The organism is Streptomyces sp. DH41, from assembly GCF_029813785.1.
Classification (GTDB): domain Bacteria; phylum Actinomycetota; class Actinomycetes; order Streptomycetales; family Streptomycetaceae; genus Streptomyces.
In genome coordinates, this window is record NZ_JARVKY010000002.1 from 595,781 (window position 1) to 611,503 (window position 15,723).

Genomic DNA, 15,723 nt, shown 5'->3' on the forward strand with positions numbered 1-15,723 from the left:
GCCACGCACCGTTCCAGGGCGCGGCGGCTACACGCGCACGGAGAGCCGCGGCGAAGTCGGGCAGGACCGCAGCGGGCCTCGTCGCCGTTTTCACGACACCACAGGGCCCCAGGGCGCCGCCGCCCCACATCGGCACGCCTGACGGGCAAACCTCACAATCACCACCAATCACTGGTGTCACGGCTCTCCACGAGGGCACACGGGGGACAGAGGCGTCCCTGCGCGTGCCGCGACAGGAGGTCGGCCCATGAAGGTCACCACGGCAGCACTGCCCCTTCTCCCCCTCTTCCAGCGCCTACTGCCCGGCCTGCCGGGGCTGCCGGGGCTACCGGGGCTACCGGCGCTGCCAGGACTGACGGAGCTGGCAGGTCTCCCGGGCCGGCTGACCGGGCTCTCCCTGACCCTCCTGAAGGCAAGCGCCCTGGAGGCCGCGATCCTCGCCGGGCACGTGCTCCTGTACCCCTCGGGGATCATCCAGGAGCGCCGCCCGGTCTCCGCCCTCCCGCTGACCGACTCCCAGGAGCCGCAGATCTCCCCTCCCACTCCTCGGCTCCCGGCCCGCACCAGCCCCCCGGTCGTCCTGCTGCACGGCTTCATCGACAACCGCTCGGTCTTCCTGCTCCTGCGCCGCAGCCTGGCCCAGCACGGCAGGCACCAGATCGAGTCGCTGAACTACTCCCCGCTGACCTGCGACATCCGCACCGCGGCCGAGCTGCTCGGCCGTCACGTGGAGGAGATCTGCGAGCGGACGGGCAGCGACCGGGTCGACATCGTCGGACACAGCCTCGGCGGGCTGATCGCGCGGTACTACGTGCAGCGCCTCGCCGGGGACCTCCGTGTCCGGACACTCGTGACGCTCGGCACCCCGCACACCGGCACCCGCGTGATCCCCCTGGCGAACGCGCACCCGATCGTGCGCCAGATGCGCCCCGGTTCGGCGGTGCTCGAGGAGCTGACCCGGCCGTCGCCCGGCTGCCGTACGCAGTTCGTCAGCTTCTGGAGCGACCTGGACCGCGTGATGGACCCGCTGGAGACCGCCTGCCTCGACCATCCCGACCTGACGGTGCAGAACGTACGGGTGAGCGGCATCGGCCACCTGGCCCTCCCGGTGCATCCCGCCGTCGCCACCGGGATCCGGCAGGCGCTCGACACCGTGGAGGAGCCGGAAGCGGGCACGGAAACCGGCAAGGGCGCCGGCGGTCTGACGGTCGCCTGAGTTCAGGGAAGACGCCGAAAACCCTGAGAGCGGTTCCGAAACTCGGCCGACGCCACCCATTCGCCATCGAACAAACATCGAACACAAAGCCAAACTCGTGCCCGCCGTCCCCCAAAACACGGCCGATTGCCCGTTTCCTTCACGCGTGAAACCTGACGAAGATTGTCGTGCCCGTATACCGCCGGGTACAGTCGCCGCACTGCTCTGGCAGCCCCTGTTGTCGAGGCGAAAGAGAAGTTGGTGAACGACCGTCACCCGTCGGGGACCACGACCACCCCGGCCCCGGCTTCCGATGCCGATCCGGCGCAGTACGCGTCGTACGGCACAGGAGAGGCCCAGTACGGCGACCTCACCACGTACGGCGCATACGACACCACCGGTTTCTCCACCGGCGACGCCACCACGCCGACCTTCGACGCGGACCCCCTCTTCGGCTGCCTGCCGGGTGGCCAGGACACCGCGACGGGGACCTACGACGCCACGGGCTCGTACGACCCCACGGGTGCCTACGACACCACAGGTACGTACGACGCCACCCAGTGGTCCAGCGGCAGCGGGCAGACCCTGAACTACGACGCGTACGCGGCCCAGCACCACGCCGCCTACGACACCGGCGCCTACGACACGACCACGTGGACGGCCGACTACCCGCAGTCCGCCGCCGTGCCGCCGCAGGCCACGAGCGCCGAGGCCACCGGGCAGTGGGACACCGGCGCATGGGCCCAGCCGGACCGGTCCGGCGAGCCGGCCGACGGGACCCAGCAATGGGACTGGGGCACGCAGACCTTCGAAACCGGCACACTCGCGACCGACACCTTCGCGACGGGCACCTTCGAAACCGACGCCTACGAAACCGGCGCCTTCCCCACCGGTACCTTCGCGACCGGCGCGTTCGACAACGGCACCGCCGACACCGGCGCCTACGACGCCACGCAGTGGAACTCGGACGGCACCCCGGCGAAAACGCCGGAGGACGCGCGGACTCCGCAGGACATCGCGACGGACACACCTCCGACCGCCGAGGAAGCCGCCCCGCGCGACGACGGCTTGGCCGCCACCGGCGAACTCCCCACCGTGACCGCTCTCCTGGAGGACCAGGAAGAGGTCAGCCCCGCCGTCGGGATCCCCTCCGCACGCACCCCCTCCCGGGGCGGGGCGCGTTCCCGCCGCCGTCAGCCCGCCAAGCGTTCGGCGCTGCTGACCATCGCCGTACCGTCGGCCTGCGTGATGAGCGTCGCCGGTATCGCCGCGGCCTCCGTGGGCGATCTGACCGGCGACGACGGCAAGGAGACCAGGGCGTCCGCTGCGGACGCCGCGGACTCGGGTACGGCGGGCGACGCGGAACCAACGCCGGTGAAGCCGTCCACCGCCAACAACAAGCTGGACACCCAGCTCACGAGCCTCGCCGCCGGGGCAGACGACTTCGCCGACCGGGCCAGCCGGACCCAGGAGCGCATCGACCTCAAGGCCCAGCAGGCGGCCGAGAAGAGGCGCGCGGCGGAGGAGGCGGCCCGCAAGGAGCGGCAGCGCCCCAAGTTCGTGCTCCCGGTGGCACAGCACGGCCTCAGCGCGTACTACGGCCAGGCCGGCATCAACTGGATGTCCGTGCACAGCGGGATCGACTTCCCCGTCTCGTACGGCACGACGGTGATGGCCGTGACCGACGGCACGGTCCGCACGCAGTACAACAGCGCGTACGGGAACATGATGATCGTGACCGCGAAGGACGGCACGGAGACGTGGTACTGCCACCTCTCCACCTACCAGGTCCCCTCCGGTACGACGGTGAAGGCCGGCGACGCGATCGCGTTCTCCGGCAACTCGGGCAACTCGACCGGTCCGCACCTGCACTTCGAGGTCCGGCCCTCGGGCGGTTCGGCGATCGACCCGCTCTCGTGGCTGCGCAGCCACGGACTCAACCCGTCGTGACGCCCTGACGTCTCAGCAGGCCGGGCGCGGGCGCGAAGCCCGGCCGACGTGCGGGCGCTCAAAGCCCCCGCACCCGCACCACCGGCACACTCACCCGCACCACCGGCAACTCAGAGCTTCTCCACTGGCGCGTACCGCAGCAGCAGCCGCTTCGGCTTGGTGTCCCCGAAGTCGATCGTCGCCTCGGCGTTCGACCCCGTGCCCTTGACCGCGACCACCGTGCCGAGCCCGAACTGGTCGTGCGTGACGCGGTCGCCGACCGCCACCGAGACCGTCGGCTGCTCGGCGGAGGCGGACCGGCGCGTGGCGAAGCCGGACGCGCCCGATGCCGAGGAACGGGAACGGGACGACGACAGCGAGGCCGCCACGCCCGAGACCGGCGCGGAGGACGCGGGCCCGTTCGCCCCGGTCCGCTTCCACTCCAGGTGGGGTGCCGGAATCTCCTCGAGGAAGCGGGAGGGCGGGTTGTACGACGGCTGCCCCCAGGCGCTGCGCAGCGTCGACCGGGTCAGGTAGAGCCGTTCACGCGCGCGTGTGATGCCGACGTACGCCAGGCGCCGCTCCTCCTCCAGCTCCTTGGCCTGGCCGAGGGCGCGCATGTGCGGGAAGACGCCGTCCTCCATGCCGGTGAGGAAGACGACCGGGAACTCCAGGCCCTTGGCGGTGTGCAGGGTCATCAGGGTGACGACGCCGTCGCCGTCCTCCTCGTCCGGGATCTGGTCGGAGTCGGCGACCAGGGCGACCTTCTCCAGGAAGTCGGCCAGGGTCCCGGCCTCCTCGCTCTCGGCCCGCTCCTGCTCGAACTCCAGGGCGACGGCAGCGAGTTCCTGGAGGTTCTCGATGCGGGTCTCGTCCTGCGGGTCGGTGGAGGCCTGCAACTCGGCGAGGTAGCCGGTGCGTTCGAGGATCGCCTCGAGGACGGTGGCCGGTCCCGCTCCGGACTCGACGATCGTACGGAGGTCCTCCATGAGCGTGTTGAACCGCTTGACCGCGTTCGCGGAGCGCGCGGCCATGCCGTACGCCTCGTCGACGCGCTTGAGGGCCTGGGGGAAGCTGATCTTCTCGCGCTGGGAGAGCGCGTCGATCATGGCCTCGGCGCGGTCGCCGATGCCGCGCTTGGGGACGTTGAGGATGCGGCGCAGCGGCACCGAGTCCTCGGGGTTGGCCAGCACCCGCAGGTAGGCCAGGACGTCCCGGACCTCCTTGCGCTCGTAGAAGCGGACGCCGCCGACGACCTTGTAGGGCAGGCCGACGCGGATGAAGACCTCTTCGAAGACACGGGACTGCGCGTTGGTCCGGTAGAAGACGGCGACGTCTCCGGCCTTGGCCTCGCCCGCGTCCGTGAGGCGGTCTATCTCGTCGGCGACGAACTGGGCCTCGTCGTGCTCGGTGTCGGCGACGTACCCGGTGATCTGCGAGCCGGCGCCCTGGTTGGTCCACAGGTTCTTGGGGCGGCGGGACTCGTTGCGCTCGATGACCGCGTTGGCGGCGGTGAGGATCGTCTGGGTGGAGCGGTAGTTCTGCTCCAGGAGGATCGTCGTCGCGTCCGGATAGTCCTCCTCGAACTGGAGGATGTTGCGGATGGTGGCGCCGCGGAAGGCGTAGATCGACTGGTCGGCGTCGCCCACCACGCACAGCTCGGCGGGCGGTACCTCGGCCTCGGGCGGCACGTCGACGGGGTGCTCGGAGGTGCCGACGAGCTCGCGCACGAGGGAGTACTGGGCGTGGTTGGTGTCCTGGTACTCGTCGACCAGGACGTGCCGGAAGCGCCGGTGGTAGTGCTCGGCGACGTCCGGGAAGGCGCGGAGCAGATTGACCGTCGTCATGATCAGGTCGTCGAAGTCGAGGGCGTTGGCCTCGCGCAGCCGCGCCTGGTACATGGCGTAGGCCTGGGCGACGGTCTTCTCGAAGCCGTCGGCGGCCTGCGCGGCGAAGTCCTCCTCGTCGATCAGCTCGTTCTTCAGATTGCTGATCTTCGCGCTGAAGGACTTGGGCGGGAAGCGCTTGGGGTCCAGGTCGAGGTCGCGGCAGACGAGTGCCATCAGACGCTTGGAGTCCGCGGCGTCGTAGATCGAGAACGACGACGTGAAGCCGAGCCTCTTCGACTCCCGGCGCAGGATGCGGACGCACGCGCTGTGGAAGGTCATCACCCACATCGCGTTCGCGCGCGGGCCGACGAGCTGCTCGACGCGCTCCTTCATCTCGCCGGCGGCCTTGTTGGTGAAGGTGATCGCGAGGATCTGGCCCGGGTGGACACTCCGCTCGGCCAGCAGGTGCGCGATGCGGTGGGTGAGCACCCGGGTCTTGCCGGAGCCGGCGCCGGCCACGATGAGCAGCGGGGAGCCGGAGTGCACCACGGCGGCGCGCTGGTTCTCGTTCAGCCCCTCCAGGAGCGCGGCCGCGTCCAGGGCGGGGCGCGGGGCGCCGTCGCGGTAATGGGTGTCCCGGTCCGGCGGCGCGTCGAACTTCCCGCCGAACAGATCGTGCGGGACCGGCTCCGGTCCGTGATCGTCCTCGGGTGGCGGCGGGGGTTCCTCCTCGTGACCGCGGGGGGTCTGGAGGCTCGCCAGGAAGCTTTCGTCAAAGAGGCTGCTCATCGCTCTCCGAGTCTAGGGCGCCCCACCGACAACCCGCCGCCACCCCGGAAAATGCCCGGCATTCGGCCACCGGGCACGCCCTGCGACAGCTCGGGACACGAAGAGTGACGCCCGCGGAGCTCCACACGGAAGGTCACGAAAATGTATCGGGCATATCACCCGCCAACCTTCACAGCCGCCACACGAGTTGGCTACGGTGCGGGCAGGCCGCACGACCCCCTCCGGCGAACCTCGCCGGGCCGCGCGGCCTCCGCCGAGTCCGGCGTGCCCGCACGGCGCCCGGAGCCGGGGACCCACCGAGACCTTGGGGTGAATCGGCTCACCGCCCTCGACGGGGCGGACCGCCGTAGGGCAAACCTTCCGAACCACCGCCCGAACCCTCCCCCAGAGCCTGAAAGGCCTGGGGGGACCCCCACCGCTAACCCGGTAGGCGGAACACCGGAAGGAGTCGCCTCCTTGGCGTCGCACCGCAAGTCGCGTCCCACGGGTACCCGCGTCGCAGGCATACGGACCCCCGTCCTCGCCACTGCCGCCCTCACCTCCGTCGCCCTGCTGTCCCAGACGGCCACCGCCTCGCCGTCGGACGACGACAGGCCGAGCCTCGAAGAGGTCGAGAAGAAGGTCGACGACCTCTACCGCCAGGCCGGTTCGGCGACCGAGAAGTACAACGCGGCCAAGGAGAAGACCTCCAAGCAGCGCAAGCAGGTCGACACCCTCCTCGACGACGTCGCCCAGCGCACCCAGAAGCTCAACGAGGCGCGCGAGGAGCTGGGGTCCTTCGCCTCCGCGCAGTACCGCACGGGCGCGGCGGTCCCGGAGACCGCGACCTTCCTGCTCGCGGACTCGCCGCAGGACTACTTCGACCAGAACCAGCTGATGAGCCGGCTCACCGGCCGCCAGAAGAACGCGGTCGACGACTACGTCACACAGCAGTCCGAGACGATGGCCAAGCGCCGGGAGGCCACCAAGAGCCTCGAGACGCTCACCGAGTCGCAGAACGACCTGAAGACCGCCAAGAGCACCGTCCAGGAGAAGCTCGCCACAGCGCGCGAACTGCTGTCGACGCTGACCGCCGAGGAGAAGGCCCGGCTCGCGGCGATCGAGAAGAAGAAGCAGGAGGAGGCCGACCGCAAGGCCGCGGAGCTGGCGAAGCGGCAGGCCGAGGAGCGGGAACGGCAGGAACGGGAACAGGCTGCCCGGCAGGAGGCCGCCCAGCAGGAAAGCGGCGCCGGTTCCGGTTCCACGGGATCGGGATCCTCCGGCGGCACCGGATCATCGGGCTCCGCCACACCGGGCCCCTCGACGCCGGACTCCTCGTACGGCACCAAGGCCGAGAAGGCGCTCGCCTTCGCCCGCGCCCAGATCGGCAAGCCGTACGTCTGGGGCGCCACGGGCCCCGGCTCGTACGACTGCTCGGGCCTCACCCAGGCCGCCTGGAAGGCCGCGGGCGTGACCTTGCCGCGTACGACCTACGACCAGGTCGAGACCGGCACGACGGTCCCGCTCTCCCAGGCGCAACCCGGTGACCTGGTCTTCTTCTACGACGACGTGACCCACGTCGGCCTCTACATCGGTGACGGCATGATGATCCACGCCCCGAAGCCGGGCGCGTACGTCCGCGAGGAGTCGGTCTACTACGACGGCGAGTCGTCGGTCCACAGCGTGGTGCGCCCGGCCTGACCCCCGCCGCTGCCTAGCATCGGGCGCATGTCATCCGGCACCTCTCCCACCTCCCCCTACCCGCTGCGCGCCTGGTGGGCGCAGCGCCCGCCGGCGGCCGGGGCCGCGGTGATGGCGACCGGCATCGTGTCGGTCGCCCTGCACCTGACGGGCCACGAGATCCTTTCCCGGATCGCCCTGGTCCTGGCCTGCGCCGCCTGGCTGACGCTCGCGGCGAACTTCGTCTACCTGCTGCTGGTCGAGCGCGCGCAGTGGCTGACGCGGGCGGGGACGCCGGGCGCGCTCACCGCCGTCGCCGCCACCACCGTGCTCGGCACCCGCTTCTCCCTGCTCGACCGTCCGGTCCTGGCGGCGGCCCTGCTGGCCCTGGCTGCGCTGCTGTGGCCGGTCCTGCTGCTCCTGGTCGTACGGCACTGGGGGCGCAGGATGCCGGGCGCCGTGTTCCTGGGCTGCGTGGCCACGGAGGGCCTCGCCGTACTCGGCGCCACGCTGGCCGCGGCGACCACGACGCCCTGGCTGGCGCACGCGTCCCTGGTGCCCTTCTGGCTGGGCATCGTGCTCTACCTGGTCGCGCTGTTCCGCTTCGATCTGCGGCAGGTGGCCCGGGGCAGCGGCGACCACTGGGTGGCGGGCGGCGCGCTCGCCATCTCGGCCCTCGCGGGTGCCAAACTGCTCGCGGCGGCCGGGACCGGCATGTACCTGTGGAACGACGACGACTACGCCGTCCTGCACGACGTGACCGTCTTCCTGCTCGCCCTCGACCTCGCCTGGTACGCCGTACTGCTCGCCGCCGAGATCGCGTGGCCCCGGGTCCGTTACGACGTGCGCCGCTGGTCGACCGTCTTCCCGCTGGGTATGACGGCGGCGGCGACGCTGTCCGTCGCCGCCGTCATCGACGTCCCGTGGCTGGAAGCACCGGGTCAGGCGCTGCTGTGGATCGCGGTGGCCGCGTGGCTGGTGGTCGCGGCCGGGGCGGTCGCCCAGGCCAGGGCGGGGCTGCGGTCCCCGGCCCCGGACATGGGGACGGCGGCCCTCAGGTCCACAGCACGGCGATGAAGATGTTCACCACCGTCAGCAGGCCCACCAGCCCGAACAGGGGCTTGTCCACCTTCTCGTCGTCGCGCTTCACGTAGACCAGACCGAGGATCACGATCAGTACGGCGAGCTTCACGCCCATCTTCACGTTGTCGACGGACTGGTCGTCGGCCTGGTTGAGGCCGATCAGGATGACGCCGGTGACCAGCATCGTCAGCGCGCCGTGCAGCATCGCCGGAACGAAACGGGCCGTGCCCTGGCCCATCGCCTTCATCTGGGTCAGGAAGCCGCCGAGGAGCGACGCGATGCCGATGATGTGCAGGCCGACGAAGATGTGGATGAGTACGTCCATGAGGCCGGAGCCTAATCAGGGCCCCGGACACCCTCCGACACCGGCCCGCCCGCCCGCGAGGACGCCCGCACCTCCCTCGGTACGCACAGGCACCCCATAACACCTCACACCTCCCAACTATCCCCGTTCCGACACATCGGTCATCACTCAGCGTGAAGACGACAGTCGCGAATCGACCTCCTGCTCACTTACGGTCGCCGGTCGATCCAGTACCGCCACTTCCGCGCATCCCGTCACCCGGCCGTTACCGGCGCGCCTAGCGTCCTCCCGCAGGCAACCGGAATCGAGCCGTATCGAGCCGTACGGAAGGACGTGGATCGCAGGTGGGTAAGCACCGCAGGCCGCGACAGCGCGCGACGGGCGGCGGGAGAGTCCGTACGGCGGTCACGATCACCCTCGCGGGCGCGGCCACCGCCACGGGCCTGGGAGGCGGGACCGGGCACGCCGACCCGAAGCCGACCGCGACGCAGGTCAAGGCCAAGGTGGACAAGCTCTACCGGGAGGCGGAGATCGCCACCGAGAAGTACAACGGCGCGAAGGAGAAGGCGGACGCCGCCGAGCAGCGCCTTGAGGAACTCCGCGACGAGGCGGCCCGCAAGGAGGGCCGGCTGAACTCGGCACGCGAGGCGCTGGGCTCGGTCGCGGCGGCCCAGTACCGCAGCGGCGGCCTCGACCCGGCCCTGCAACTCGCACTCTCCGCCGACCCCGACGCGTATCTCGAAGGCGCCGCGTTCGTCGAGCGGGCGGGCAGCAGGCAGACGGCCGCCGTCGGCCGGGTACGCGAGGAACTCCGGGAGATCGAGCAGCTGCGCGGAGCCGCCCGTATCGAGGTGACCTCCCTGACGTCCCGCCGGGCCGAACTGAAACGCCACCGCGAGACCGTCACCGGCAAACTGGAGACGGCCCGCCGCCTGCTGTCCCGGCTGACCACCGAGGAACGCGCCGGCCTCGCCCACGGCACGAACGACCGCGCCGTCCTGACCGTCTCTTCCAAGGCGCCCAATTCCCGTGCGGCGGCGGCCGTCGCCTACGCCCACCAGAAGATCGGCAGCCCCTATGTCTGGGGCGCGACCGGCCCCGACGCCTTCGACTGCTCGGGCCTCATCCAGGCCGCCTACCGCGCGGCCGGCGTCTCCCTCCCCCGCACGACCTACGCCCAGATCGACACGGGCCGCCGCGTCTCACGGTCCGAACTGCGTCCGGGGGACCTGGTGTTCTTCTACCCGGGCATCAGTCACGTCGGCATCTACATCGGCGACGGCCGCATGATCCACGCCCCGAATCCGTCGGCCCCGGTCCGCGTCGCCCCCCTCGACGAGATGCCGTTCGCGGGGGCTACGCGGGTGGTGTGACAGTGACGGCTTGGCGACGGCGGTCACGGGCCGCCAGCGCCGCCTCGCGGGCAAGCGCGACGGCACGGGACGCGGCGACGGGCGGAGCCTTCTCGATGACGTACCGGGCGTCGCCACGCGGCGCGACGGTACGGCATCCCTGGCACAGCCCACCGTCGAAGGCGGCGGGCCGCCCCGGTACGCCGCACTCGGTGCACTCCGGCATGAGGCGACCGAGGAGACGGGGCTCGGGGACGCCGGGCGTCGAGTCCGGTCCCGTGGCGGGCGTCGGCACGGGCGGCAACTTGTCCCGCAGCCGACGGCCCACAAGCCCGCGCGGCGAGTGCACGACGTCGGGCAGGCCGCAGGTGAGGGCCTGCATCAGCGCGACCGAACTGGCTCCCCGTTCCAGCCAGGGGACGACCAGGTCGGCGAGGTCGTTGCAGTCGGCGTCGGACAGAGCGAGGCGCGGTTCGACCCGGCCGAGCCGGGCGAGGGTGCGGTAGGCGGTGGAGCGGTGCGTTTCGGGGGTGAGGGGTGCGGGCGCTGGCACGGGCTCGCTCGGTGGGGTGACCTCGCCCGTTCCGTCGACCGGCGTCACGACGTCCACGGTGACGTCACCATCCAGGAGGCGTGCCCACCAGGCGTTGTCCCGTGCGGTGCTGGACCAGAACGTACGGAACACCCAGCGCGTGCCGCCGTCGCCGTTCGCGGCGAGGCCCCGCACACGGTGCAGATGCCCGGCGCGGGAGAGGAAGTTGAGCGCGCTGCGGACGGCCTGCTGTCCGTACAGCGGGAGCGCCTTGGCGAGGCTCTTCACGTCCATCGCGGCGCCCTCAGGCAGCCGGTGCACGTAGGCGGCGATGTAGGCCTCGCGGGCGGGGAGGTGCGAGAAGTCGACGGGCCGGAAGGCGGCGCCGGGCTCGACCGGGGCGGTGCGCTTGCCGTAGCCGGGATTGGCCATGCGATGAGCTGCGGGTGCGGGCAAGGCGGCGATAGAGTCTTCGTAAGCCATGAGATCGTTCCTAGAGTCTGCGATCTTGTTGGTGAGACCCCGGCGGGTGTTGCGAGCACCCGACCGGGGTTGTTTGTTGCCGCGAACGCTAGAGGGTGGCGACAGCGCGTCGCAAGCCGATCACGAAAAGTCACCTCGGCTTGACGGACGGCCCGTCGCCGCCGGGAGGGTGGGCGGTGGGTGGGTTGAACCCCACCACCCATTCCTCACAAACGCCGCTCGACTCCCGAGCCTCGCCCCTCGAAGCTCAAGCGCCGGTACGCGCGTACGCGACGAAGGCACCCCAGGCCGCTCCGTCGACGGCAAACCGGGGGCTCCGGGGCCCGAGCTTCGAGTCCCGGACGTGGATGGTGTGGGGGCAGGGGGCGACTTCGACGCAGTTGCCGCCCTCAGTGCCACTGTGGCTGGACTTACGCCAGTCGAGGGCTACTTCGAGGCAGTTACTGCCTTCACTGTCGCTGTAGCTGGATTTGAACCACGTCAGGCAGTCACTCACTGTCCCTCAGCCACCCCTCTGATGAACTCGGCAGACTCCTCAACGCTGAGAGCGTGCATGCGGATCATGTCATGCTTGCGTGATAGCCCACTGACCTTGCCAGGGTTGACGTATAGAGCACTCGTCCCTTGCCCCTCAGCAAAGGCATAGAGCTCATGCTCTTCCGTCTCCAGCAGGACGATCGGGCCGTTGAGTGCAACTCCCCCGCAACGGCCGAACGGCAAGATCTGGATCGATACGTTGCGAAGCTGGCCGACCTGCAGCAGGTGCTGCAACTGCTGGCGCATGACCGTCTCTCCGCCTACACCGGTATGTAGCGCAGCTTCATAGACAAGGAAGCCATACATCACGCCGAACTTCCGCCTCAGCGCATCTGCCCTGCGCAGCCTGGCGGCGACGCGTTCGTTCACTGTCTCGTCGTCAAGCGGCGGACAGCTGCCTCCGATCAACGCCTGCGCGTACTCCTCCGTCTGCAACAGACCCGGAATGAGCAGCGGCTCGTAGCAGGAGAAGCTGATCGCCTCGGCCTCGATGGCCATGAACTCCTGCGACCGCGCCGGGAAAGGCTCCGGCTTCAGATACTCCTGCGCGGCGATCAGCTTCCCACCTGCCCCGCACACCTGGTCCGCGATCTGCAGCAGCCGCAGCGTGGGCCGACGGCGGCCGTTCTCCATCGACTTGACGTACTCGTAGTCGTAACCGGCTTCCTTGGCCAGCGCATCGCGGCCGACACCGGCCCCCGCACGCCACATCTTGATCTGGCTGCCGCAGTACCGCCACGCGATCGGTGGCTGGGAGTTCACCTCGGTCGACACGCGCACCTCCGCCGGGCCACGCAGGGTACAGGCACTCGCTGTACCCGCTCCGTCACTCGTGAGGCTACGCGCGAGCCGGGACGGTGATCTCGCCAACCGTGAAACATCGACGCAAGGAATGAACAGCGCATGCAGACCCCGTGGCCGCCACTGCCTACGACGACCCCGAAAGACATCGAGTGGCGACTACCGCGTCGCGCGCGCAGTGTGGGCCGGGCACGCGCGCTGTTCCGTGATCAGGCGGCCTCCTGGGAGCTGCCGCAGGACGTGACGGACACGGCGGAACTCCTCCTGAGCGAGCTGATGACGAACGCGTACCGCCACGCCCGGGTCCCGGCCGGCCGCGAGATCCGGGCCCGCTGCCTGCTCACGGACGACCGCCTCCGCGTCACGGTGACGGACGCCGACGCCACGCTTCCGGCACCCGCCACGGCCGGCCCGGACGACATGTCGGGCCGAGGCCTCGCGCTGGTGGTGGCGCTGGCGGACGACTGGGGCGCGCGGGGAAGGGACTGCGGCATCGGCAAGGAGGTGTGGTTCGAGATGTCACTCGCGCCGGGGGTCAGCGAACAGGCGAGCCGACGTGCTTCAGGCGGAGCCGGGTGAAGGCGGTGGGGCTGGGACGGTGCGGGAGGAAGTCCTTGATCCGCTGCGCGCACTCACGCGGGCTCGCCGTGCCCGTGTCGCACTCCAGGTCATAGTCACCGTGGCTGTGCACACGCTCGTACTGGTGGGCGGCGAGGCCCGACGGGCGGTCACCCCGGGCGAGCTCGCGTCGGGTCAACTCGTCCAGCGGGCAACGCACACCGACGAACAGTACGTCCTTCGCCGGCAACAACGTCAGGCAGTCGAGCAGCCGCCACGGCTCACTCAGCACATGGTCGACCACGATGTCGTTGCCCGCCTCGGCCATGGCCGCGATCGAGCGGTGAAAGCCCATCCGGGTCCGCCGCAACGCGGCATCGAGCTCGTCGGCCCCGAGCTCTCGCTTGCTCCGCATCGCGTTGAAGGTGTCGACCGCCATGTGGAAGAAGACGCCGTCGTCCAGGATCGCCAGAAGCTCCCGAGCGATGCTCGACTTTCCCGAACTGGAGGTGCCGTTGAGGAAGATGATCCGCCCAGACGCCATGCACGCATGATCACACGCTGCTGGGGCCGTGTCAGGGTCTCCCTATCGGCGTATCCCCTTCGCCCGGCCACCCCGCGTGCTCACACCAGCCGCCGCGCCGTCGCCCACCGTGTCAGCTCGTGGCGGTTGGACAGCTGGAGCTTGCGGAGGACCGCCGAGACGTGGGACTCGACCGTCTTGACCGAGATGTACAGCTGCTTGGCGATCTCCTTGTACGCGTAGCCGCGGGCGATCAGGCGCAGCACCTCGCGCTCGCGCTGGGTGAGTCGGTCCATGTCCTCGTCGACGGGCGGGGCGTCGGTGGAAGCGAACGCGTCGAGGACGAACCCGGCCAGGCGCGGGGAGAAGACGGCGTCGCCCTCCTGGACGCGGAAGACGGAGTTCACCAGGTCCGTGCCCGTGATCGTCTTGGTCACGTAGCCGCGGGCGCCGCCACGGATCACGCCGATCACGTCCTCCGCCGCATCCGACACGGACAGGGCGAGGAAGCGGACGGGCTGCTCCGCGTCACTCATCAAGGGGGCGCAGCGGCGCAGGACCTCGACACCGCCGCCGCCCGGGAGGTGTACGTCGAGGAGGACCACTTCCGGGCGGGTCGCGGTGATGACCGTGACGGCCTGGTCGACGTCGGCGGCCTCGCCGACGACCTCGACGCCGGTCTCGGCGGTCTGGCCTATCTCGGCCTGGACGCCGGTGCGGAACATGCGGTGGTCGTCGACGAGCACCACGCGCACGTGACGCTCCGCCGCGCCGCCGTTCGCCGGCTGTGCGGGCTGGGCCGCCTCGCCCGCTCCCGCGTTTCCGTTCGCCTCGGTCGACTCGCTCATGACGTCTTCTCCGCCCTCTCCATCTCCAGCTCGACCTCCGTGCCGCCGTCCGGCACCGCGCGCAGCCGCGCCGTGCCGCCGTTGCGTTCCATACGGCCGATGATCGATTCTCTGACACCCATCCGGTCGGCGGGTATCGACTCGAGGTCGAAGCCGGGGCCTCGGTCCCGGACGGACACGAAGACCGTCCTGCCCTCGACTTCGGCGAAGACCTGAACGGCGCCGCCCTCGCCACCGTACTTGGCGGCGTTCACCATCGCCTCGCGTCCGGCCTGCATCTGTGCGGCGATCCTCTCGTCGAGGGGGCAGTCGCCGACGACCACGACCTCGATGGGCACGCCGTGCTTGTCCTCCACCTCCGCGGCGTTGCGCTTCACGGCCTCGGCGAGCGTGGTGGGCTCGTCGTCCTCGTCCTTGCCGTTGCCCTCCGGCTTGTAGAGCCAGGCGCGCAGGTCGCGCTCCTGGGCCCGGGCGAGGCGGCGCACCTCGCTCGCGCTCTCCGCGTTGCGCTGGATCAGGGTCAGGGTGTGCAGCACCGAGTCGTGGACGTGGGCGGCGACCTCGGCGCGCTCCTGCGCCCGGATGCGCATCAGCCGCTCCTCCGAGAGGTCCTGCGTCATCCGCACCAGGTAGGGGCCGGCGAGGAGCGTTATACCGACGAGGACGGCGAGGGCCGCCTGGAGAACGGAGCCGAGGTGGGCGGCGGATCCCTGCAGGACGAAGATGCCGGTGGCACCGGCGGTCACCAGCAGGACGCCGGCCACGGAGCGCAGCAGGGTGACGGTGCGCCGGTGGCGCCCCACCTCGGCCCAGCGGGCCCGGCGGGCGTTGTCCGCCTGGCGCCAGACGAGGGCGACGCCCGCGCCGACGAGCACGGTCGGCCAGAGGTAGGCCTTGGCTCCGCCGCTGAGGTCGACATTCCCCACGAAGACCAGGGCGACGACGACCATGAGGAGCAGGGCGACGATCTGGCCCTTGTCGGGCTTGCGGGTGACGAGTCTGCGGCGGCCGTCCGGTGAGGTCTCGGAGGTGACGAGGGACGGCGGCCGCTGGGCGTCGACGCCGCCGACGCCCAGCGGTACGAAGAACCAGAAGGCCGCGTACAGCAGCGCGCCGAGACCGTCGGCCATGAACAGGCCTACGAAGACGAACCGTACCCAGATGACGGGCAGCCCGAGGTGCCCGGCGAGCCCCCGCGCCACGCCACCGAGCCAGCGTCCGTCGCTGCTGCGGTAGAGCTTGCGCGGCGGCCGCGGTTCGACGAGTGGTGCTGCTGCGGCTTCCGGCATGACACTGATGGT

At 70.5% G+C, this 15,723-nt stretch carries 14 protein-coding genes; 6 read left to right on the top strand and 8 right to left on the bottom strand.

The window, feature by feature from the left end:
- Positions 1-247: 247 nt before the first annotated feature.
- Positions 248-1,216 (top strand): esterase/lipase family protein, encoded by a 969-nt coding sequence (locus QC283_RS05915; RefSeq protein WP_279560277.1) that lies wholly within the window; start codon positions 248-250, stop codon positions 1,214-1,216.
- Positions 1,217-1,456: 240 nt separating this feature from the next.
- On the top strand, positions 1,457-3,145 hold the full coding sequence (locus QC283_RS05920) for a M23 family metallopeptidase (protein ID WP_279560278.1): 1,689 nt from the start codon (positions 1,457-1,459) through the stop codon (positions 3,143-3,145).
- A gap of 110 nt (positions 3,146-3,255) precedes the next feature.
- On the opposite strand, the gene pcrA is transcribed toward QC283_RS05920, so the two are convergent.
- Positions 3,256-5,742 carry a DNA helicase PcrA gene (gene pcrA, locus QC283_RS05925; RefSeq protein ID WP_279560279.1) on the bottom strand — a complete coding sequence of 829 codons (2,487 nt, stop codon included), beginning with the start codon at positions 5,740-5,742 and terminating at the stop codon, positions 3,256-3,258.
- A 456-nt stretch (positions 5,743-6,198) separates the two neighbouring features.
- On the opposite strand from pcrA, the gene QC283_RS05930 reads away from it, so the two are divergent.
- Both QC283_RS05930 and QC283_RS05935 read left to right on the top strand, forming a co-directional pair.
- Positions 6,199-7,422: a C40 family peptidase gene (locus QC283_RS05930; RefSeq protein ID WP_279560280.1), complete on the top strand. Its 1,224-nt coding sequence runs from the start codon at positions 6,199-6,201 to the stop codon at positions 7,420-7,422.
- Between the two features lie 27 nt (positions 7,423-7,449).
- Positions 7,450-8,478, top strand: coding sequence for a tellurite resistance/C4-dicarboxylate transporter family protein (locus QC283_RS05935; protein ID WP_279560281.1), 1,029 nt, complete (start codon positions 7,450-7,452; stop codon positions 8,476-8,478).
- Here QC283_RS05935 and QC283_RS05940 read toward each other — a convergent pair.
- Entirely contained in the window at positions 8,456-8,809 is a 354-nt protein-coding gene (locus QC283_RS05940; protein WP_279560282.1) for a hypothetical protein, read from the bottom strand. The two genes, QC283_RS05935 and QC283_RS05940, sit on opposite strands and share 23 nt — an antisense overlap.
- 323 nt (positions 8,810-9,132) lie before the next feature.
- On the opposite strand from QC283_RS05940, the gene QC283_RS05945 reads away from it, so the two are divergent.
- Complete coding sequence (locus QC283_RS05945) at positions 9,133-10,161, top strand: C40 family peptidase (protein ID WP_279560283.1); 1,029 nt, start codon at positions 9,133-9,135, stop codon at positions 10,159-10,161.
- Here QC283_RS05945 and QC283_RS05950 read toward each other — a convergent pair.
- From QC283_RS05950 to QC283_RS05960, 3 genes are all read right to left on the bottom strand, one after another.
- Entirely contained in the window at positions 10,145-11,155 is a 1,011-nt protein-coding gene (locus QC283_RS05950) for a hypothetical protein (protein WP_279560284.1), read from the bottom strand. The genes QC283_RS05945 and QC283_RS05950 overlap by 17 nt on opposite strands.
- A gap of 247 nt (positions 11,156-11,402) precedes the next feature.
- Positions 11,403-11,651, bottom strand: a complete 249-nt coding sequence (locus QC283_RS05955) for a DUF397 domain-containing protein (protein ID WP_279560285.1) — start codon at positions 11,649-11,651, stop codon at positions 11,403-11,405.
- Complete coding sequence (locus tag QC283_RS05960; protein ID WP_279560286.1) at positions 11,648-12,466, bottom strand: helix-turn-helix domain-containing protein; 819 nt, start codon at positions 12,464-12,466, stop codon at positions 11,648-11,650. The genes QC283_RS05955 and QC283_RS05960 overlap by 4 nt, the downstream gene beginning before the upstream one ends.
- Positions 12,467-12,595: 129 nt before the next feature.
- Between QC283_RS05960 and QC283_RS05965 the strand changes: the two genes are divergently transcribed.
- Positions 12,596-13,072, top strand: coding sequence for an ATP-binding protein (locus QC283_RS05965; protein WP_279560287.1), 477 nt, complete (start codon positions 12,596-12,598; stop codon positions 13,070-13,072).
- Here the strand turns inward: QC283_RS05965 and QC283_RS05970 are convergent.
- From QC283_RS05970 to QC283_RS05980, 3 genes are all read right to left on the bottom strand, one after another.
- Positions 13,029-13,595: a chloramphenicol phosphotransferase CPT family protein gene (locus QC283_RS05970; protein WP_279560288.1), complete on the bottom strand. Its 567-nt coding sequence runs from the start codon at positions 13,593-13,595 to the stop codon at positions 13,029-13,031. The two genes, QC283_RS05965 and QC283_RS05970, sit on opposite strands and share 44 nt — an antisense overlap.
- 80 nt (positions 13,596-13,675) lie before the next feature.
- Positions 13,676-14,422, bottom strand: coding sequence for a response regulator transcription factor (locus tag QC283_RS05975; RefSeq protein WP_279560289.1), 747 nt, complete (start codon positions 14,420-14,422; stop codon positions 13,676-13,678).
- Positions 14,419-15,711 carry an ATP-binding protein gene (locus QC283_RS05980; protein WP_279560290.1) on the bottom strand — a complete coding sequence of 431 codons (1,293 nt, stop codon included), beginning with the start codon at positions 15,709-15,711 and terminating at the stop codon, positions 14,419-14,421. Before QC283_RS05980 ends, QC283_RS05975 begins: the two co-directional genes overlap by 4 nt.
- Between the last annotated feature and the right edge of the window lie 12 nt (positions 15,712-15,723).